Source organism: Pandoraea cepalis (assembly GCF_902459625.1).
In the GTDB taxonomy this organism is placed as follows: Bacteria; Pseudomonadota; Gammaproteobacteria; order Burkholderiales; family Burkholderiaceae; genus Pandoraea; species Pandoraea cepalis.
The window spans coordinates 613552-633041 of sequence record NZ_CABPRY010000003.1 but is presented as its reverse complement, the minus strand read 5'-3'; the positions used below and the strand labels follow the sequence as shown (position 1 = coordinate 633041).

Here is a 19490-nt window from a genome sequence, read left to right as displayed (position 1 = left end):
ATCGCTACGTTTCAACAATGCCCCACTTGATACGCGCCCAAAGACGCTCGTGAGCCAGGTAACCGACGGACGTGTAGATGTTGCTGATGATCATGAAACCGACCGCGGTGTGAATGGTGCCGGTAAGCAGGTAGAGCGTCCCGAAGTCGAGACACATGACCAGAATCCGATACGTAAGCGCCTTGGTTACTGAGCGACGGCTGCTTACGGTTCTCATGATCCATCCCCTTAACCGATGTACGGCTGTGGTTCGTTGACCATGTGGAGCATCATCGCGATGGTCACGTGGTGACGGGGCCCGCTATCAGGTCGATTTCGCCTCGTATGGGAGGCGTTGTCCAGTGGGAAGCCATGGGGTGCGTGACCATTCATGCCAAGAGCCACAACGCCGGGCGTAATGAAGATGTGTTTGTGCATGGCATCGTGCTGCGGATCAGGAAAATCACGTAAGAAGCATAAGTCGACCAATGAAACGCTCGTTGATACCGGTCAATGCCAATTCGCGTTGACACGCATTCGATATCGGTGCGCCGTGCAACGCGGCACGCCGCCGGTCGACGTAGGGTCCGGTTGAGGACTGCTTCGCAGGAATCGTCCGATGGAGTGAGGCAATTGGGACGCGACATTGTCCGAATGTTGCTACTTTTTTCTCCAAATTACATGAGATTTGCATTTCAAGTGATTGATTTTAATTAAAATTAATAAAATTAATTTCAATGCGACCTCGGCGCTGGATCGTTTGACGGTGTCCGCCTACACATCTTTCGGACTTCGCCGATTCGCCAAACGAGACGGGCTCTCTACAATCGGTTTCAACAGGTCAGGTGCCATTTACCAAAGCACGGACGGCCGTATAGGAGGTTGTCATGGCGAAGCGAATTCCCCGATCACCGATCGCGTCCGTACCGCGAGGGACATCCCGCCCAAGGACGGCGGACGAGGAGCACGCGTTGATGCACGAGGACGGTGACGCGGAGACAACCGGCGCTTCGGCGCCCGCAGGCGAGCGTCCGACACCCGCGCAACCGCATGAGGCGAGGCAGTCGGTCGCTCGTGATGCGCAGGCAGCCCATGCGCACAAGCAGTCCGATCCTGTTTGGCTTGGGGCGTCTGCCGAGAAGCAGGGAACGGTGGACAAGGACGGCGGGGCCGCGGCGGAAGGGCACGGGTATGCCCCGGACATTGCCCATGGAGATGAGAGCGGCTATGGGCCGGCTGAGACTGCGCCGGGCGTACATCCTCGGTTCGGCCGTCAAAGTGCATACGGTCCGCATGACGATTACGCCGGTACCGGTAGAAATACGGGCGGCGCTCAGCCGCCCGAATCCCGGCCACAGGTATCTCACGCGGTCAACTGGCCGGACGGCACGGTAGGGGCGGAAGCAGCACCGAAGCCACGCCAGTCGGCCGCGGCGCAGCAGTCGGGCGATGCGGCAATACGAGACGACATTCGTCAGCGGCTAGCCGTCGTGACCGACCTCGATATTTCGCATATCGAGGTCACGGTGTCCTCGGGGCTGGCGTTGCTTACCGGCGATGTACCGGAGCGCTGGATGCAGCATGAGGTACAGGCGATCGTCTCGAAAGTGCCCGGCGTGAGCGGCGTCGACAACCGATTGCACGAGCGGCGCACGCAGCCGATGAGCCGTCCCGGAGAAAGTCAGGAGGGTCACAAGATCTGACTCGGGCGGCATCGCTATACAGAACAACCGGACATTCGGGCAAACCCTTCACGCAAAAGATTGCCGGGTGCAGAAGGCAGGGAAAGACTCCCCGCATTTCAATGCCCGGGAAGGTCTCACCTAAGACTCGGTCGCCGCAGGGGTGCGGCACGTCAAACGTGCCGGAGGTGACGCCCGAGGCAGCGATGCCATGGGTGCGACGACTCAATTTCGGGAGGTTAACCATGAAACAAGCCAATCTGCTCAAACTCGTCATGGCCGGTGCACTTGCTACGACCGGCATCGCCGCGCATGCCCTCGATCAGGGCGGCATCATCAAGATTGCCGATCAGTCGGGCGCCAGCGGTGTGATGAGCGATACCGGCCGCAAGATCGACGATTCGGCACTCACCGCCAAGGTCAAGGCCGAATTGCTTGCCAAGAAAGACGTGCCGTCCACCAAGGTGCATGTCACGACGCGTCATGGCGTGGTGCATCTGACCGGTTCGGTGCCGCAATCCGCTCAGAAGACCCTCATCGTCGACACGGTCAAGGGCGTTGAAGGTGTCGTCGATGTGAAGGACGACATCAAGGTAATGGGCAAGTAACCGCAACGGCAATCGCAACCGTAACCGCACATTCTCTCTCTGTCGGCGGCGCGTGCCGCGCGCCTCGACATTACTGGAAGAAGGAGAAAATCATGACCATGCAAACCGGTCGGGGCGAAACGCCCCAGTCAGGCGCCCGCATTGTAGGAGATTCGCACAAGTTGCCCGAAGGGCCAGGCCCGTCGGTGATGGCCGCCGATACGCTCGATGCTGAAGACGTTGTGAACCGCGCGGGCGAAAGCCTCGGGAAGGTCAAGCACATCATGCTCGATGTGCAACGCGGCACAGTCGCCTACGCGGTGCTGTCGTTCGGCGGGTTTCTCGGCATGGGCGACAAGCTGTTTGCCATTCCTTGGCATGCGTTGCAGCTCGACGTCGGAAACAAGCGTTTCATTCTGGATATCGACAAGGACGCGCTCAAGAAGGCGCCAGGCTTCGACAAGGATCGTTGGCCAAGCATGGCTGACATGCAGTGGGCCGAACAGGTGCATACGTATTACACCGTCGACCCCTATTGGCATTAAGCTCGGTGAGGGCTTGCTCATGTCGAGTCAATCCGAGCTTTGCTGGATGACGAAAGCGCCACGTCGGTACGCACATCTGCCAGAGCCGTACGACCCAGGCAAGCCGCCCGGGACACCGCCGCCGAAAACGCCGCCCGACGAGGACGCGCCGTCGCCGACGCCTCCACCCGACAGACCGCTGGAGCCCCCGGTTGAGGAGCCGCCGCTGCGGCCGCCGGGCAAATATGTCCGCTTTGGGCAATCCACTTGACGGGCCGCGGCGGCACACGGAGCGACTCCTGTCCGTCAGGGCCGGATCGCCAACGGAGCAAAGTCATGCCTTATCGTCAGACCGAGGAGCTGCCGGCAAGCGTCAAGGATCACTTGCCCGCGCATGCGAAGGAGATTTACCTCAAGGCGTTCAATGCCGCCTGGGACGAATACCGGGATCCCGGCGGGCGGCGCGGCCATGAATCGCGTGAAGCAACGGCACACAAAGTGGCTTGGGCCGCAGTGAAGAAGACCTACGAAAAGGACGAAGGATCCGGTCAGTGGCGCGCGAAAGCGCGTCACCAGTGACCGCCCGTTCAGGGCAGCGGCGTCGCGGCGTGCTGTCTGCAGGATTTGTCGCGTTGGCGTAGAATCGGCCTCCGTTATGGGTCGGCGGCGACGTGCGCCAGGTTGGACATCCACCGCCTGCCGCGCCCGATATCGTTCGCTTGTCGTTGCCGACAATCTCGCCAGTCCCGGACTGGCTGTCATGACCGATTCCCAATGAGTGCCCCCCAAATCCTGCCCGCCCAGGCGGCCGAAGCGTTGCCTCCGTCGTCCATTCCCGTCTGGCTCTCGTTCGTGGCGCTTGCCATGGGCGGCTTCGGCATCGGCACCGGCGAATTCGTCATCATGGGGTTGTTGCCCGACGTCGCCCAAGGCCTGAACATCACCATTCCACAAGCCGGCCATGCGATCAGCACGTATGCATTGGGCGTCGTGATCGGCGCACCGCTGCTCGCCGTGCTGGGGGTGCGCCTGCCGCGCCGTGCGTTCCTGATCGCGCTCATGGCGATGTTCGCCATCGGCAATCTGGCCAGCGCTCTCGCGCCGAGTTACCTCGCGCTGATCGTGTTGCGTTTTCTCAGCGGCCTGCCGCACGGCACTTACTTCGGTGTCGCCGCGTTGGTAGGGGCCTCGCTCGTTGCGCCACATCGTCGTGTGCACGCGGTGGGGCAGATCATGCTGGGGCTGACGCTCGCCACGCTCTTTGGTGTGCCCCTGGCCGCCGGTCTCGGGCAGTGGCTCGGCTGGCGCGCGGCGTTCGTCCTTGTCGGCCTCATCGGCGCGTTGACAGCGGTGATGGTCTGGCGCTGGGTACCGAACGTGCCGGCCCCTCATGGTGCGAGTCCGATGCGCGAGCTGAGCGCGCTGCGTAACGCCCAGGTATGGCTCACGTTGGGCATCGGCGCGATCGGCTTCGGGGGCATGTTCGCGGTGTTCAGCTACATCAAGCCGACGCTCATGCAAGTCGCGGGCGTTCCCGAAGCGTGGGTGCCGTTCTATCTTGCGCTGTTCGGTGTCGGCATGGTCGCGGGTACGGTGGTCGGGCCGCGTCTGGTCGCGGCCGCGTCGCTCATGCGCGCCATCGGCGGCACGCTGATCTGGTCGGCGCTGCTGCTCGGGGCCTTCACGTTCACGGCGTCGAGTCCTTGGATGGCCGGTGTCAACGTGCTTGCCATCGGCACGATCATCATTATTGGTCCGGCGTTGCAAATTCGCCTGATGGATGTGGCCGGTGAGGCGCAGACACTTGCGGCGGCGCTCAACCATTCGGCGTTCAACATGGCCAACGCCGCCGGCGCGTGGCTCGGCGGCGTCGCGATTTCCGCGGGTTATGGCTGGACGTCGACCGGCTGGGTCGGTGTCTTGCTGTCCTGCGCCGGCATGCTGATGTTCCTCTGGGCGCGCCACGACGCCCGTCGACAGACGCGACAAGCCAGCTGAGCCGGCGGATGCGCGCGGCGGCGCTGTTCAGGCCGTGAGGGCCACGCCGCCGTTCAGACGTTCGAGCACGGTGGCGCGCACGGCGCCCGGGGCGTCTGCGAGCAACGCTGGCCAATGGGCCTGAGCGTCGCGGACGGTCTCGCGCGCAATGGCGCTCAAGCGGCTCACGCGCAGCAGCCCGGCCCCCTTGAGCAACGCATCGAGCGCCGGCCAGTCGAACGTGCACAAGGTCTTGTCGATGGCGCGGTTCACGCCGTAATGCGAGGCCGGCACGTCGCGGAAGAAGGCGGCGACACACACCGGGTCGTACACCGGCGCTAACTGGGGCGTGTGGGCGTCGGGATAGATGACGGCCCAGTTTTTCAGGTGGGCATCGGTATTGCCTAGCAGGATGAAGGCGATCAGACGACGCAAGAACTCGCGTACGTCGCGCACCGGTTGAGCGGATAACTGATCCAGCACCCGCAGCATCGTCGTGTAGTCGATATCGAGCCCGCGCCCGTACTTGCTGCGCGGTGGATATTGCAGTACCTGCGCGAATTCCTCCATATGCACGCGCCGTCCGTCGGGTAGCCGGTCGAAGCGCGGCACGGCGAGGATATGTTCGAACGGTACCTGCTCGGGCAAGTCGGCATCGCGTCGCGAGATGATTTCGGCTTTCGCGCAATCGAGGCCCAGGGCCTCGCACAGTCGGTAGCCGGAGAATTCGTTCTCCACGAGATCCGGGTGGCGCGTCGTCGGCAACTTCAGAATGACCGAGCCCGCGCGCCCCTGACGCTTGACGACGTAGCGCCGTCCATCGCGAACGGCCGAGAACTTGGTCACCACGCCGGGTAGCGATGCGGCGTCTTCCACCGGCGTATCGACGAATCCGGGTTCCACCATTTCCAGACCAAGCGCCGTGTGCCAGCGATGCACGATGTCGGGCACGCCCTCGCGCAAGGGCACAGGCTCGACCTCGAGTGCGCCCATGAGGTCGTGTCCGGCGGCTGCGAGCAGTTCGAACTCGTCGTCGGGGCTGCAGCGGCGCTCGGCGGCGAGCCGTTCGCGGTTATGGCCCTCGGGCAGCAGGTTCTCGAAATACATCGGCCAACGACCGTCGGTGCGCACGAGACGCGCATCGTGGGGCGACGCGAGAATCGCTCGCGTGGCCGTCTCGTTGGCGCCGCGGTAGGCCAGGGAGAGCGCCGGCCGCTGGGCGTCGGCGATGTAGTCTTCATCGAACGACATGCGCAGGATGTCACCGTACTGCGACAGATAGCCGATGGGGCGGCGCGTTCCATCAGGCATGTGCAGGTAGGCGCGCAGGTATTTGATGTTCATGAGCAGTGGCGTGATCCCGTGGCTGGTTAGCCGGCAAGCGTCTCGACGATGGAGGGCGGGGCGGCGATGCCGCTGGGTTGCGCGAGGTATTTGCCCCCGGAGCGAAGAAAGGCCTCGACCTCCTGTCGCAGACCCGCCGGTACCAGCATCGGTTCGAGGCCGAGGGCGCGCGCGGCCTCGAGCACGGTCGACAGGCGCGGATCGAACGCGCCAGACTCCACTTTTTGTACGGTCATGCGTGACAACCCCGCCTGATCGGCGAGTTCCGCCTGCGTCAGGCCGGCGGCCTTGCGTGCCGCGATCAGCGGTGCAACGAAGCTCATCATGATGTGCTTTTGCATGGAAAAGATGCTTTATCTTAGCATTTTCTCGAGAGAATTTCCATTAAAGCTAATTATGATGATCTTTTGTTGTTAAAAGATCATGATTGCTATCATTAATCCTCGCGACCCGCATGCACCTTGCCACGCGTTGCCTTGACGCGGGCGCGACCTTGTTTGGCGTCTCGTCGGCGGACTTGACTGCCGAGCGTGGGCCGGGTCGGAACCCGCCGACGCGGCGCCACGGCGGCCGCATCGACCAGCGCCTGCAGACGCGCAAGGGCATCGGCCCGGTTGAGTTCCTGCGAGCGATGCTGCTGTGCCTTGATGACGATCACGCCGTCCTGAGTAATGCGCTGGTCCAGCCGGGAGAGCAAACGCGATTTGACATCGTCAGGCAAGGACGAGCGCATCACATCAAAGCGCAGATGGATGGCGCTGGAGACTTTATTGACGTTTTGGCCGCCGGCGCCCTGAGCGCGCATGGCAGTGAGTTCGACGTCTTCGGGAGTAATGAGAATGCGACGGTTCATGAGGCAAGGATAACGTTCTCACCGTCTCGCTCACAAGCGCGCCGAACGATGGCGCCGTGCCGTGGCGGGCGTGGGTGGGACGGCGCCTCGCGGGCGTCGATCAAACGGCGCCTTGACCGACGGGCGGGGGGTGACCGCAGAGGCCGCGGTTCGATGCCTCCGCGGCTGTGTGCACGCCGGCCGCTGCGTCGGCGCGCACCGAGAAGCCGAACGTATTGAGACCGTTGGCGCTATGGGCCCAGACCGTGCCGCCATGCATGTCGGCAATCGCCTTGACGATGGCCAGCCCCAGGCCATGATTCTCGCGGCTGTTGGTGCGCGACGCCTCCGCCCGGTAGAAGCGGTCGAACAGGTGCCGCAGCACATCGGGCGAAATCGACGGGCCGGGATTCACGACATCGATGCACACGGTGCGGGCGTCATCGGCGTCATCGGCGTCAATACGCAGGTGGACATCGATATTTGCCCCCGGCGCGCAATGTTCGATGGCGTTCGTTACCAAGTTAGCCAATGCGCGACCGAACAGCGCCTTGTTGACATGAGCGACGGCGCTCCCATGCAAGCGGGCGGTGACCTGCGCCTCTTCCAGCAGAATCTCCAGAAACTCCAGGGTGTGCGCAGCCTCGCTCGCGAGCGACACCGCGCTCAGCCCCGTGGCCCGTTCGCCCTGATCGGCGCGCGAGAGAAACAGCATGTCGTTGATGATCGTGCGCATGCGTCCCAACTCTTCCAGATTCGATTGCAGCAGCGCCCGCAAATCCTCGACCGGCCGCTCACGCGTGAGCGCCACTTCCGTCTGGCCGATCAGAATCGTCACCGGGGTGCGTAGCTCGTGCGCGACGTCGGCATTGAACGACTCCAGGCGTTCGTAGGCGCTATCGAGCCGGGCGAGTGCGCCGTTGAACGAATGAGCCAGATCGTCGAGTTCGACGGGCAGTGAACGCGTGTCGAGCCGTTGCGAACGGTTGTCCGGACGGATCTCGGACGCTTCGCGCGTCAGTCGAGTCAGCGGCGCCAAGCCCAGTCGTGTCGCGGAATAGCTGAGCACCAACACGCCCAGGCTGCCGAGCGCCGAGAGCACCGCGAGTCCCAGGCCGAAGGCGCGTAGCGTGCGTTCGTTGCGCGAGTAGCTGGCGGTCACCTGCAGGGCAACGGCCGGACGCGTGCCATAAGGCGGCAGAATTTCACGCGTGCTCAGTATGTCGTGGCCCCCGCCATCGGGGCTCAGCCGAACGTAGCCGTTGGCCAGGCGTTTGACGAACATGCCGCTCACGGGCTTGCCGAACGTGTAATTCGGGTCGTCGCTTGTCACGGCGTAGGTCGTGGTGCCGTCGCGGGGCGTCATGTCGGTGAGCTTTTCGCGCACGATCTGCCACTTCTGCGGCGTGGCGCCGTGATAGACGATGATGTGGGCGATCTGGGCGCGGTCGTCGAGCGATTCCCGCAGATGCCGCTCCAACTGGATGCGCAGCATCAGAAAGAGACCGGCCCCCACCATGGCGAACACTGAGAGCGCCACGATCGCGAACATGGCGGCCAGGCGGCGGGAGATCGAATGGCTCACGATGACAAGGACATGGCAGCGACGCGCGGCACTCAGGCCTCGCGGACCTCCAGCACGTAGCCCATGCCACGCACGGTGTGCAGCAGCTTGGACTGGAACGGCCCGTCGAGCTTGGCGCGCAATCGCTTGATCGCTGTCTCGACCACGTTCGTGTGGCTGTCGAAATTGACGTCCCAGACGAGTTCGGTGATCGCCGTCTTGGACAGGATGTCGCCTTGCCGGCGCGCGAGCACCGACAGCAACTGGAATTCCTTGGCCGTGAGATCAAGCCGTTGGCCATCGCGTGTGGCCCGGCGACCGATCAGGTCGACATAGAGTTCGCCGACCGAGATCAGCGTCGATTCTTGCACTCGCGTGCGACGGGCGAGGGCGTGCAGGCGCTCCACCAGCTCGATGAACGAGAAGGGCTTGGTCAGATAGTCGTCGGCACCTTCGCGCAGGCCGCGCACGCGGTCGTTCACGTGATCGCGGGCCGTGAGCATGATGACGGGCGTGGACTTGCGCTCGCGCAGCGCGCCGAGCACGGCAAAGCCGTCGCGCTTGGGCAGCATGACGTCGAGCACGATCACGTCGTAGTCGAATTCCAGCGCCAGATGCATGCCTTCCTCGCCATCGAGCGCGACATCGACCACCCAGCCTTGCTCGGTCAGCCCGGCGCGCAGGTAGTCCACAACCTTGTGTTCGTCTTCAACGATCAATACTTTCATCTCGCCACCTCATCTTTGCGCATTATACGAGTCGGCGCTGACCTCGGAGGGTTGCCAGCCGCCGCCCAGCGCCTTGACCAGCGCCACCGACAAGACCCATTGCTGAGCGCGAATCTGAACATCCTGGCGCTCGCTCGCCAGGCGCCCCTGCTGCGCCGTGATCACACTCAGATAGGCCGTGAGCCCACCAGAGTAGCGGTCGGTGGCCAGGCTCAGGAGTCGTTGCGCGTCGACGACGGCCGCATGCGATTCGCGCGCGGCGGCGTCGAGCACCGACAGGCCGGTCACGCCGTCCTGCACTTGCTGGAACGCGGTGAGCACGGTCTGTCGGTAATTCGCCTCGACGGCGCGATATCCCGCACTCGCAAAGTCCACATTCGCCTGACGCCGTCCGCCGTCGAAGACCGCCTGCGTGGCGAGCGTGCCCAGTGTCCAGAGCAGACTGGGCGCCGAGAGCAGATTCGCGAATTCCGTGCTCTGCCAGCCAATGCCGGGATTGAGTGTGAGGCTGGGAAAGAATGCCGCCTTTGCCACGCCGATCTGGGCGTTCGCCGCCGCCATGGCGCGCTCGGCCGATGCCACGTCCGGGCGACGCTGCAGAATGTCGCTCGGCACGCCGACCGGGATCGACGGCAGCGTGGCAGGCAGTGTTCCCGCAGGCACGGAAAAGGCCGGGGCGGGCACGCCGACGAGCGCGGCAATCGCATGCTCGTATTGGTCGCGTTGCTGGTGCAGCAGACGCGCTTGTACCCGCGTCGTGTCGAGTTCCGATTGTTGTTGAAGGACATCCAGACCCGACACGGCGCCAAGATCGTGCTGCGCGCTCACATAGTCGAGCGCCTTGAGTTGCAACGCGACGGATTCGTCGAGCACCTTGATTTCGTCGTCGGCGGCGCGCAGCTGGACGTAGGCGGTGGCCAACTGTGTCGTGAGCACCAGACGCGCGTTGGCCAGATCGTCCCCCGCCTGTTCGGCGGAGGCGCGCGCCCCTTCGACCTGACGACGGAGGCGGCCGAACAGATCGGTGTCGTAGCTCACACCCAGACCCGCCTGCACATTGTTCTGAACGGTCGACATGCTGGTGGACGTATAGCTCGTGACCGGCCGGTTTGCCGAGACGCGCTGGCGCGCCAGACCGACCGACGCGTCGATTTCCGGCAGTCGTTGTGCCGAGGTGCCGGAGAGCGTCGCCTGGGCCTGGTCGTAATGCGCCACGGCGGCGGCGAGGGTCTGGTTCTGCGCGAGCGCCTGCGTTTCGAGCGCCTCCAGCACCGGGTCGCGGAAAGCCTTCCACCAATCCGGCTGCAGCGCCGCGTGCGACGGCTGCGCGAGCTGCCACCCGGTGTCCGTGGTCCAGTCGGGCGGCACCGCGACGTCAGGCCGACGGTAATCGGGGCCGACCGCACACGCACCGAGCAATGCGGCGACGCCGAGCAGCGCGATGCCAGAGCGCGCGCCGCGCATTGGGGCGTTCACGACTGACCCCCTGGCGCCTTGCCGTCGGGTTTGGCCGCCGGGGCGGTCTTGACCGCCAGCGCTTTGGCCTGCACCTGATCGCCGTCGTCGATCGAATCGCTCGGATTGACGATGACACGGTCGGTCGGGGAGACCCCGGCCGACAATTCCAGCGACTGTCCCAGATCGCGCGCGATCGCAATCTTGTGTAGATGCACGACACCCTGGTCGTCCACGACCGCCACGCGCGGGCCCTCGGCGCGGAACAGCAGGGCGTTGGCCGGCACGCTCAGATGGGCTTGCACGGCGCTTGGCAGCGCAAGCTGCACATAGGCGCCTGGGCGCAGCCTTCCGTCGGGATTGGGGAGGGCGGCGTCGATTTGCAGCGAACGGGTCGCCACGTCGATGGCGCCGGACACATGCGTGACCTTGCCTTGAAAGTGCATGCCGGGCAGTTCGGCTTGCGTCACGACTACGGGCTGACCGACGCTCACGCCCTGCGCATAGGCCTGCGGCACTAGCACGGTGACGCGCAGCGGATCCGTCTGCGCCAGCGAAAACAGTGCGCGGCTGTTGCCGCTGCCCGCGTCGATGAGGTCGCCGATGTCAACGTTGCGCTGGGTGATCACGCCGTCAAAGGGCGCGACGATTCGCTTGAAAGACTCGAGTTGCTGGAGCCGTTTGACATTGGCATCGGCCGCGGCCAGGTTGGCGATACCCTGCGTGTACGTGCTCTGGCGCTCGTCGAGTTCCTGCTGCGAGACGGCGTCGCGCTGACGAAGTTGCTGCCAGCGCGCGAGCGACGATTTCGCAAGTCCAAGGCTGGCATCGATCTGGTTGCGCTGGGCGATGGCCTGGGCGAGTTCCTGATCGATTTCAGGGGTGTCGAGTTCGGCCAGCAACTGGCCCTGCCTGACGCGCGCGCCGATGTCCACGTAGCGACGCCGCAGATAGCCGGTCGCTCGGGCGTAGATCGGGGACTCGACCGCGCCACGCAACGTGGCGGGCAACAGTGTCTCGCTCGCCGGCGTGGCTTGCGGCGTGACGACGCTGACATACTGGATGGCGTTCTCGGCGGTGGCTTTGGCGACGTTGCGACGTTGCAGCGCATTGGAGATCGTCGTACGTGCCGCGCCGGCCGCGAGCAGCACGGCCACGACGATCAACACGCGCCTCGCGCGCCGGAATTCGCCCTGTCGCGGGGGCAACTGCCGGCCGTCGGCGGGATGGTGTTCGGGAATGGCCAGTTCGGCGTGATGTTTTTCGGTCATGGGGGCGCCCCGTCAGGATGGGGTATCGGGTTCGGCACGGCGCGCCTTGCGTCGCGCGAGTCGCGTATGCACGCCGGCGAAGACCAGCGGCACAAAGAAGAGCGTCGAGACCGTGGCAAACAGCAGGCCGCCGATCACCGCGCGGCCCAACGGCGCGTTCTGCTCGGCACCTTCGCCGAGACCGAGGGCCATCGGCACCATGCCGATCATCATGGCGAGCGCCGTCATCAGCACCGGCCGGATCCGGCTGGCGCCGGCTTCGAGCGCCGCCTTAAGGGGCGCCATGCCGGCTTCCATGCGCTGGCGCGCGAACGCCACCACGAGAATGCTGTTGGCCGTGGCCACGCCCATGGTCATGATGGCCCCTGTGAGCGCAGGAACCGAGAGCCGTGTGCCGGTCAGGAACAGCATCCAGACGATGCCCGCGAGGGCGGCGGGCAGGGCGCTCACGATGATGAGCGGATCGACCCACGACTGGAAATTCACCACGATCAGCAAATAGACGAGCACGATGGCCATTGCCACGCCCAGCCCCAGCCCGAGGTAGGAGCTTTGCATCGTGCTGACCTGGCCACGCACCGTGATCTGGCTGCCGCGCGGCAAGTCCTTGCGTGCCTGCGCCACGAGCCGGTCGATATCGCGCGCGACGCTCCCCAGGTCCCGGCCTTCCACACTGACGAAGATGTCGATCACCGGCCGGATGTTGTAGTGGCTGACCACGGCGAAGCGCTGCGTCGGCTCGACCTTCACGAAGTTGGCGAGCAGTTGCGGCTGGCCGTTGTTGGTCGTGCCGGCCACCGGCAGACGCAGCAAGTCGTCGATGGAATTGATACGGTACTGCGGCGATTGCACCGACAGGCTGTACTCCACGCCGTTCTGCGGGTTGAACCAGAAGCCCGGCGACGTCTGCGAGCTGCCGGAGAGCGAAATCAGCACGTTCTGGGCGACGGCGTTGGCGTTGAGATTGAGTTGCTGCAAGCGCGTGCGGTCCATGTCCAGATGGATCGTCGGCGCGTTGATCCGTTGCTGGATATGCGTGTCGACGGTGCCGGGCACCTGTCGCACCTGCTTGAGGAGCTTCGTCGCGGCGTCGAAATTCGCCAGTTGTCGAGCGCCGCTGATCTGGATGTCGATGGCCGCCGGCAGTCCGAAGTTGAGAATCTGCGTGACGATGTCGGCCGGTTGGAAGAAGAACTCGACGCCGGGGAAGCGCTGCGGCAGTACCGCACGAAGCTTGTCGATATAGCCCGTGCTCGGGTGATGGTCGGGTGCGAGGGCGATCTGGATTTCGCCGTCGAGCGTGCCGATGGTGCCCGCGTTGCTGTACGACAGGTTGATGCCGCTGTAGGGCAAGCCAAGGTTGTCGAGAATGGTTTCGAGTTCGCGGGCGGGCACGATCTCGCGCACGACCTTCTCGACTTCATCGGCCAGACGCGCCGTTTCCTCGATGCGCGTGCCGGTGGGCGCGCGCATGTGCAATCGGATATTGCCGGCGTCCACGCTCGGGAAGAAATCCGCGCCCAACGCAAATACCAGCCCCATCGACAACACGCAGAACGCCAGGAAACCCGTGGCGAATACGCGCCGGCGTACCAGCAGCGTCGAGAGCACGGCGATGTAGGCGGCGCGCATGCGCTCGAAGGCGGCGTCGAAGCGCAGATAGACGCGCCGGAACGCCCCGGGCGCCGCGGTCGGATCGGCCGCGCGGGCGTGTCCCATGAGCAGCATCGCGAGCGTGGGCACCAGCGTGCGCGACAACAGGTATGAGGCCAGCATCGCAAACACGACGGCCTCGGCGAGCGGCACGAACAGGTAGCGCGCCACCCCCGTCAGGAAGAACATCGGCACGAACACGATACAGATGCATAGCGTCGAGACCAGCGCAGGCACGGCAATTTCGCCCGCACCGTCGAGAATGGCCTGGTGCAGCGGCGTGCCCATATGCAGATGGCGCTCGATGTTCTCGATGGTCACCGTCGCGTCGTCGACCAGGATACCCACGGCCAGCGCCAACCCGCCCAGCGTCATGATGTTGATCGTTTGACCGAGCGCATGCAGCGCGAGCAGCGACGACAGAATCGAGAGCGGGATCGAGATGGCAATGATGCAGGTGCTGCGCCAGTTGCCGAGGAACAGCAGGATCATCGCGGCCGTGAGCGCGGCGGCGATGAGCGCTTCGCGAATCACCCCTTGCACCGCCGCCTTCACGAACACCGACTGATCGAACAGCGCGGAGATGTGCAGGTCCGGCGGCAGCGCGGCGCGGGCTTCGGGCAGCAGGGCCTTGAGCGAGTCGACCACCGACAGCGTGGAAGCATCGCCCGTCTTCATGACCGACATCAGCACGCCGCGCTGGCCGTTCTGGCGCACGATGTTCGTCTGAGGCGAGAAGCCGGTGCGCACGTGCGCGACTTCGCGCAGATAGGTCGTGGCGCCATTTACCGTACGCACGGGGATGTTGTTCAGGCCCTCGACGGTGGCCGGCGAACCGTTCATGTCGACGCTGTACTCACGCGGGCCGATCTTCGTTGTGCCGGTCGGCAGGATCAGGTTCTGGGCGTTGACGGCGGCCACCACGTCCTGCGCCGTCAATCCCTTCGCGAGCAAGGCGCGCGAGTCGATGTCCACGGAGATCAGCCGCGTCTTGCCCCCGTACGGATAGGGCACGGCGGCCCCCGGGATCGTCACCAACTGCGGCCGCAGGAAATTGAGCGCCGTGTCGTTGAGTGCGGGCTCCGACAGGCTGGGGCTCGACAAGCCGAGCTGCATTACCGGGATCGACGAGGCCGAGTAGCTGATGATGAGCGGCGGCGTGGCGCCCGGCGGCATCTGCTTGACCTGCGCCTGCTCGATCGCCACGACCTGAGCGATGGCCGTCTGGAGGTTCGCGCTCGGCTGGAGGAAGATCTTGATGATGCCGATGCCGGGCAGCGATTGCGACTCGATGTGCTCGATATTGTTGACGGTGGTCGTCAGTCCGCGTTCGTTGCCGGAGATGATCCGGTTGGCGACATCCTGTGCTGCCAGGCCGTTATAGGTCCAGATGACGCTGATGACGGGGATGTTGATCTCCGGCAGCACGTCGACCGGTGTGCGCATGAGCGCGAGCGGCGTAGCGAGCAGGATCAGGATGGCCATCACGATGAACGTGTAGGGCCGCTTGAGCGCAACGTTGACAATCCACATGATTCAGACGCGCTCGGGCGCAGTCGCAGGCGTACGGGGCAAGGGCCGTCCGGCGCGCGTGCGCCATGGCGCGGCACCGGTCCCGGAAGGAATGTCGCCATGGTAGGGGCGCACCCCCAACGCCAAAATGGCGCGAAAGTGGCGAAATTGACAGAAATCTCGGCGCCGGCCGCACAGCCTTGTCCAACAAGGCGCTGTGCGCGGTCACGACGATGGGCGTGGGATATTACGGTGTGTTGCGCTTTCAACGAGACGCGCCAAAAAAAATGGCTGGGGGCAGTTCATGCGTCCCCCAGCCATTCCTGCCTCGGCGCGGCCGCGCTCAGTTGGCGGCGGGCGGTGTGTCGGTCGTCGGCTTCTCGATGATGACGCGACGGTTGTCGCGCGCGATAACCTTCATCGGCAGACCGAGCGTCTCGAGAACGGTGAACTTTTGCGGATCGACCAGCGCAAGCGCCTTGGGTGCCGCCATCCAGACCTCGGCAAACTTGTTGAGCGTCGGGATCCAGCTATCCGGCGCTTGCGAGATGCCGAATTCGAGTTCGTCCTGCACCGCCACCATGATCATGGTGTGACGCAGGTAGAACGGCATCGTGTGGTCGAGCGTGCCGACGGAGTAGAAGGGCGTGTCCGGTCCCAGGCGATCCATTTCCGCACGCACGGCCGGCACCAAATCGATCCCGGAGCTGCTGCGCCCGAAGGCTTCATGTCCGGAACCGCCGATCATCGCAAACGCCAGCCACGCGCCTGCAAAGGCGACGAGCGCCTGCTTCGTGCTGCGCGTGCTCAGCCAGCGCGCGATAGCGAGGCCGATCAGTCCGGCAACGCTGGCGGCGTAAAGGTAGTACGAGAACGTGCGGTAGGCCTCGACCGGGTTGCGACTATCCGAGTGATGGGAGAGAAAGACCAGGCACGTCACGATCGTCGCCACGAACAGCACGGCGGACACGACGAGGTGCTTGCGCAGCGACTCGCGCGAGATGCCCGCGAGCCCCAGCCCGATCAGCAGTGCCAGGGCCGGCGCAACCGGCAGCACGTACGACAGCAGTTTCGAGTGCGATATCGAGAAGAAGCAGAAGATGAACACGGCCCAGACCGTGAGCATCAGTACCGGGCGGAACCCATTGGCCTGACGCGGTGCAGCGCGCGACGCCGAGACGACGCGCGGAATCATCGACAGCCATGGCAGGAAGCCGATGATCAGCACCGGCACGAAGTACCACAGCGCGCCCGGACGATGGTGATCCGGCTTCAGGAAGCGGTTGAAGTGCTCGTTGATGAAGAAGAATTCGAAGAACGACGGGTTGCGCGCCATGACCGCGGCGAACCACGGCACGGTGACGGCGAGCATCACGATCAGGCCGCTTGCGAGGTGCAGGCGCTTCCACAGCGCCCAGTCGCGCGAAATCAACGTGTAGATCACGAGGACCGCGCCCGGCAGCACCACGCCGATCAGCCCCTTGCTCAGGATCGACAGCCCCATCGCCGCCCAGCACAGCCACATCCAGTTGCGGACCTGCGTGTCGGTAAGCCCCGGGCGTTGCGCCAGCAGCAGTGCGCACAGCGCCAGCGCCATCATGAACGACACGCCCATATCGAGCACGTTGAAGTGGCCGAGCAGGCTCCACAGGGGGGCACTCGCCAGCACCAGTGCGGCGAAGAAGCCCGCGCGCGCGCCGAATACGCGACGACCGGTGTAGCCGACGAGCAGCACGCCGCCGAATCCGGTCAACGCCGTCCAAAGACGGGCCTGCCAGTCGCCGAGGCCGAAAATCATGAACGTCAGCGCGTTCATCCAGGTCTGGAGCGGCGGTTTCTCGAAGTATAGGTAGCCGTTGTAGCGCGGGGTGACCCAATCGCCGGTCGCCAGCATTTCGCGCGCCATCTCGGCGTAGCGGCCTTCGTCGCTAGGCACCAGATGGCGCAGGTTCAATACGCCGAACCAGACCAGCGCAAATGTGGCCAGCAGCCAGAGCAGGGCGGCGGGAGAGATCGGCCAGGGTTCCAGCCCGGCGTCACGTTGAGGGCGTATGGACATGAATGGGAGGTTTCCGGTCTTGTTGAATGAGGTAAGTGTCGTGAATAAGGCGCATGACGTTCAGGCGCCGGTGTTGCCGGCGGCATCGGGGTTAGGCAGCGTCACGCGCACATGCAAGCCGCGCGGCGGTGTCGGGCTGGCATCCGCCAGCGTCACCCGACCGCCGAGGCGGTCGACGATCGCGCGCACGATGGCGAGGCCCAGGCCCGTGCCTTCGCCGCCGTGATCGCGGGCTTCGCGTTGGTCGCTCGCGCGGTAGAACGCATCGAACACGCGCTCGCGCTTGTCGGCGTCGATCCCCGGCCCCGAGTCGATCACGTCGATGACCACCTCGGCCGCCGTGGCCGACAGGCGCACGCCGACGCTGCCGCCCGCCGGCGTATAGCGCACGGCATTGCCGACAAGATTGCTCAGCAGCGTGACAATATCGCGTTTCGCTCCCGTCACGCGCAGATTGGGGCGTCCGGGCGCCGCCTGAGACGTATCGACCAGGTCGAGCACGATCTGCTTGCGGTCCGCCAGCACGAATACGTCTTCGAGCGCTTCGTGCACGGCGGGCAGCAGCGTGAGCGGCGTGGCGGCAACCGTCGGGGCGCTTTGCGCCCGAGCGAGGGTCAGCAATTGTTCGAGCAGCGCGCGTGTGCGGCGCAGCCCGCTCTTGAGCTTGGTCAGGCGATGGCGCGTCTCGGTATCGAGGGGCACCGGGTCGAGTGCCCGGTCAAGGTTCTCGGACTGAATCACCAGGGCGGTCACCGGCGAGCGCAATTCGTGCGCGGCGTCGGCCACAAACCGGCGCTGCTCGTCGAGCGCCTTGGCGAGTCGCGCCAGCAGACGATTGATCGACACGATGAACGGCTCGATCTCCGTGGGCGCATCCTGCGCGTCGAGGCCGCGCAAATCGGTATCGCGCCGAATGTCGACATCGTCGGCCAGCCGCTGCACTGGCCGCCATGCGCGGCGCACCGTCACGACGATGGCGCCGATGAGCAGCGGCACGAACCCCACGAAGGGCAGCGCGGTGCGCAGGCCGCTGTTGCGGGCAATCTCGTTGCGTCCTTCCGTTGGCTGGGCGACGACGATACGCAGCTCCGGCTCGATAGTACGCACGAAGGCGCGCCAGGTGTGGTCGCCCGTATTGACCGTGTGAAAGCCGTCGGCCAGCGTGACCGGGAAGCTGCCGCCGAGCCGCTGTACCGTGAGACGGTAGTCGTGATCCTCGACCGGCAGGCCATGCATGGCGCTATCGGCCTCGGCGAGATTGCGGGTGTCGACGAGCGCGGCGAGTTGCAGCAGTTGATCGTCCTGGAAACGGTAGGCCTCGCGAAAGGCCGCCGCGTAGGAGACGAAGCCCGCGACGATGGCCAGTCCCAGCGCACAGGCCGAGAGCGTGACCACCAGTCGCGACTGCAGCGAACGCATCATGATCATGGCTTGGGCACCAGCCAGCCCGCACCACGGATGTTGCGGATGACGTCCGCCCCGAGCTTCTTGCGAATGGAATGGATCAGGAAGTCGATCATGTTGCTTTCGATCTCTTCGCCCCACCCGTAGAGGCGGTGCTCCAGTGCGTCGCGCGAGAGGATCGTGCCCGGGCGCAGCATCAATGCGTGCAGCAGGGCGTATTCGCGTGCAGAGAGCACACACTGGTTCTCGCCGTAACTGGCCTGGTGGGTGGCGGGATCGAGGACCAGCGCGCCGTTCGTGAGCACCGGTGCGGCAACGCCCGCCTGCCGGCGGATCACGGCGCGCATGCGCGCAAGCAACTCGCCCACTTCGAACGGCTTCACAACGAAGTCGTCGGCGCCCAGGTCAAGCCCGTGGATAATGTCGTCGGCACCGTCGCGGGCCGTCACCACGATGATGGGCGTGCGCCCGCCCGCCGTGCGGTGCGCCCGCAGCACCTCCCAGCCGTCTCGCCCGGGCAGGCCGAGGTCGAGCAGCATGAGGTCGTAGCTGTGCGCGGCCAGCGCCGCCAGGGCGGCGTCGCCGTCACGACACCAGTCGGCCGCATAAGAGGCGTCCTTGAGCGCCTGCATCATGGCCTCACCGATCATGGTGTCGTCTTCTACGAGCAATATCCGCATGGTTTTCCGAACGCTTCCCGACGCCGCCACGCAGACGAACGCCTGATACCCCGCTCGTCACGCAGGACGGCACGGGCGCACGATAGCGCGCGAGAATTAGGAGAAACTTAGTCCGCGACGCCATACGTCCGCGCGACTATGCCATGCAAACCAATAGCCAATCAATGACTTAGCAAGGTTTTTTCACGTAACCTCGCCATGGCGGGACCGCATCGGCTTTGTTGTGAGGCATCGCTGAA

The 19490-nt window shown here is 64.8% G+C and carries 17 protein-coding genes; 5 read left to right on the top strand and 12 right to left on the bottom strand.

From position 1 onward, the window contains the following. Positions 1 to 4: 4 nt before the first annotated feature. Entirely contained in the window at positions 5 to 217 is a 213-nt protein-coding gene (locus PCE31107_RS10835; protein WP_150608342.1) for a DUF2061 domain-containing protein, read from the bottom strand. Between the two features lie 736 nt (positions 218 to 953). Between PCE31107_RS10835 and PCE31107_RS10830 the strand changes: the two genes are divergently transcribed. From PCE31107_RS10830 to PCE31107_RS10810, 5 genes are all read left to right on the top strand, one after another. Further along, positions 954 to 1682 (top strand): BON domain-containing protein, encoded by a 729-nt coding sequence (locus tag PCE31107_RS10830; protein ID WP_174966622.1) that lies wholly within the window; start codon positions 954 to 956, stop codon positions 1680 to 1682. A 224-nt stretch (positions 1683 to 1906) separates the two neighbouring features. Beyond that, complete coding sequence (locus PCE31107_RS10825; RefSeq protein WP_165385280.1) at positions 1907 to 2269, top strand: BON domain-containing protein; 363 nt, start codon at positions 1907 to 1909, stop codon at positions 2267 to 2269. A gap of 92 nt (positions 2270 to 2361) precedes the next feature. Further along, positions 2362 to 2793, top strand: coding sequence for a PRC-barrel domain-containing protein (locus PCE31107_RS10820; protein ID WP_150608336.1), 432 nt, complete (start codon positions 2362 to 2364; stop codon positions 2791 to 2793). Positions 2794 to 3108: 315 nt separating this feature from the next. Continuing rightward, complete coding sequence (locus PCE31107_RS10815; RefSeq protein WP_150608334.1) at positions 3109 to 3351, top strand: ChaB family protein; 243 nt, start codon at positions 3109 to 3111, stop codon at positions 3349 to 3351. Between the two features lie 195 nt (positions 3352 to 3546). Then, the gene (locus PCE31107_RS10810; RefSeq protein WP_150608332.1) at positions 3547 to 4770 is read left to right on the top strand and encodes an MFS transporter; all 1224 of its coding nucleotides are present in this window, start codon (positions 3547 to 3549) and stop codon (positions 4768 to 4770) included. 27 nt (positions 4771 to 4797) lie between these two features. On the opposite strand, the gene PCE31107_RS10805 is transcribed toward PCE31107_RS10810, so the two are convergent. The 11 genes from PCE31107_RS10805 to PCE31107_RS10755 form a co-directional block, all read right to left on the bottom strand. Next, positions 4798 to 6093: a type II toxin-antitoxin system HipA family toxin gene (locus tag PCE31107_RS10805; protein WP_425494719.1), complete on the bottom strand. Its 1296-nt coding sequence runs from the start codon at positions 6091 to 6093 to the stop codon at positions 4798 to 4800. A gap of 26 nt (positions 6094 to 6119) precedes the next feature. After that, complete coding sequence (locus PCE31107_RS10800; RefSeq protein ID WP_130025895.1) at positions 6120 to 6434, bottom strand: helix-turn-helix transcriptional regulator; 315 nt, start codon at positions 6432 to 6434, stop codon at positions 6120 to 6122. A gap of 95 nt (positions 6435 to 6529) precedes the next feature. Continuing rightward, entirely contained in the window at positions 6530 to 6946 is a 417-nt protein-coding gene (gene arfB / locus PCE31107_RS10795; RefSeq protein ID WP_150608328.1) for an alternative ribosome rescue aminoacyl-tRNA hydrolase ArfB, read from the bottom strand. Positions 6947 to 7046: 100 nt separating this feature from the next. After that, on the bottom strand, positions 7047 to 8510 hold the full coding sequence (locus tag PCE31107_RS10790; RefSeq protein ID WP_150608326.1) for a heavy metal sensor histidine kinase: 1464 nt from the start codon (positions 8508 to 8510) through the stop codon (positions 7047 to 7049). A 32-nt stretch (positions 8511 to 8542) separates the two neighbouring features. Beyond that, the gene (locus PCE31107_RS10785) at positions 8543 to 9217 is read right to left on the bottom strand and encodes a heavy metal response regulator transcription factor (protein WP_150608324.1); all 675 of its coding nucleotides are present in this window, start codon (positions 9215 to 9217) and stop codon (positions 8543 to 8545) included. Between the two features lie 9 nt (positions 9218 to 9226). After that, positions 9227 to 10681 carry an efflux transporter outer membrane subunit gene (locus PCE31107_RS10780; protein WP_150608495.1) on the bottom strand — a complete coding sequence of 485 codons (1455 nt, stop codon included), beginning with the start codon at positions 10679 to 10681 and terminating at the stop codon, positions 9227 to 9229. Between the two features lie 8 nt (positions 10682 to 10689). Next, positions 10690 to 11943, bottom strand: coding sequence for an efflux RND transporter periplasmic adaptor subunit (locus PCE31107_RS10775; protein WP_150608322.1), 1254 nt, complete (start codon positions 11941 to 11943; stop codon positions 10690 to 10692). Positions 11944 to 11955: 12 nt separating this feature from the next. Further along, complete coding sequence (locus PCE31107_RS10770) at positions 11956 to 15129, bottom strand: efflux RND transporter permease subunit (protein WP_150608320.1); 3174 nt, start codon at positions 15127 to 15129, stop codon at positions 11956 to 11958. Between the two features lie 322 nt (positions 15130 to 15451). Continuing rightward, positions 15452 to 17167, bottom strand: coding sequence for a glycosyltransferase family 39 protein (locus tag PCE31107_RS10765; RefSeq protein WP_150608318.1), 1716 nt, complete (start codon positions 17165 to 17167; stop codon positions 15452 to 15454). A 60-nt stretch (positions 17168 to 17227) separates the two neighbouring features. Beyond that, complete coding sequence (locus PCE31107_RS10760) at positions 17228 to 18595, bottom strand: sensor histidine kinase (protein WP_150608316.1); 1368 nt, start codon at positions 18593 to 18595, stop codon at positions 17228 to 17230. Further along, a complete protein-coding gene (locus PCE31107_RS10755) occupies positions 18592 to 19251 on the bottom strand; it encodes a response regulator transcription factor (RefSeq protein ID WP_150608314.1) in 660 nt (219 codons plus the stop codon). The genes PCE31107_RS10760 and PCE31107_RS10755 overlap by 4 nt, the downstream gene beginning before the upstream one ends. Positions 19252 to 19490: the final 239 nt, after the last annotated feature.

Coding starts and splice junctions, on each gene's coding strand:
- PCE31107_RS10835 (WP_150608342.1), bottom strand. CDS start 217: ATGAGAACCGTAAGCAGCCGTCGCTCAGTAACCAAGGCGCTTACGTAT.
- PCE31107_RS10830 (WP_174966622.1), top strand. CDS start 954: ATGCACGAGGACGGTGACGCGGAGACAACCGGCGCTTCGGCGCCCGCA.
- PCE31107_RS10825 (WP_165385280.1), top strand. CDS start 1,907: ATGAAACAAGCCAATCTGCTCAAACTCGTCATGGCCGGTGCACTTGCT.
- PCE31107_RS10820 (WP_150608336.1), top strand. CDS start 2,362: ATGACCATGCAAACCGGTCGGGGCGAAACGCCCCAGTCAGGCGCCCGC.
- PCE31107_RS10815 (WP_150608334.1), top strand. CDS start 3,109: ATGCCTTATCGTCAGACCGAGGAGCTGCCGGCAAGCGTCAAGGATCAC.
- PCE31107_RS10810 (WP_150608332.1), top strand. CDS start 3,547: ATGAGTGCCCCCCAAATCCTGCCCGCCCAGGCGGCCGAAGCGTTGCCT.
- PCE31107_RS10805 (WP_425494719.1), bottom strand. CDS start 6,093: ATGAACATCAAATACCTGCGCGCCTACCTGCACATGCCTGATGGAACG.
- PCE31107_RS10800 (WP_130025895.1), bottom strand. CDS start 6,434: ATGCAAAAGCACATCATGATGAGCTTCGTTGCACCGCTGATCGCGGCA.
- arfB (WP_150608328.1), bottom strand. CDS start 6,946: ATGAACCGTCGCATTCTCATTACTCCCGAAGACGTCGAACTCACTGCC.
- PCE31107_RS10785 (WP_150608324.1), bottom strand. CDS start 9,217: ATGAAAGTATTGATCGTTGAAGACGAACACAAGGTTGTGGACTACCTG.
- PCE31107_RS10780 (WP_150608495.1), bottom strand. CDS start 10,681: ATGCGCGGCGCGCGCTCTGGCATCGCGCTGCTCGGCGTCGCCGCATTG.
- PCE31107_RS10775 (WP_150608322.1), bottom strand. CDS start 11,943: ATGACCGAAAAACATCACGCCGAACTGGCCATTCCCGAACACCATCCC.
- PCE31107_RS10770 (WP_150608320.1), bottom strand. CDS start 15,129: ATGTGGATTGTCAACGTTGCGCTCAAGCGGCCCTACACGTTCATCGTG.
- PCE31107_RS10765 (WP_150608318.1), bottom strand. CDS start 17,167: ATGTCCATACGCCCTCAACGTGACGCCGGGCTGGAACCCTGGCCGATC.
- PCE31107_RS10760 (WP_150608316.1), bottom strand. CDS start 18,595: ATGATCATGATGCGTTCGCTGCAGTCGCGACTGGTGGTCACGCTCTCG.
- PCE31107_RS10755 (WP_150608314.1), bottom strand. CDS start 19,251: ATGCGGATATTGCTCGTAGAAGACGACACCATGATCGGTGAGGCCATG.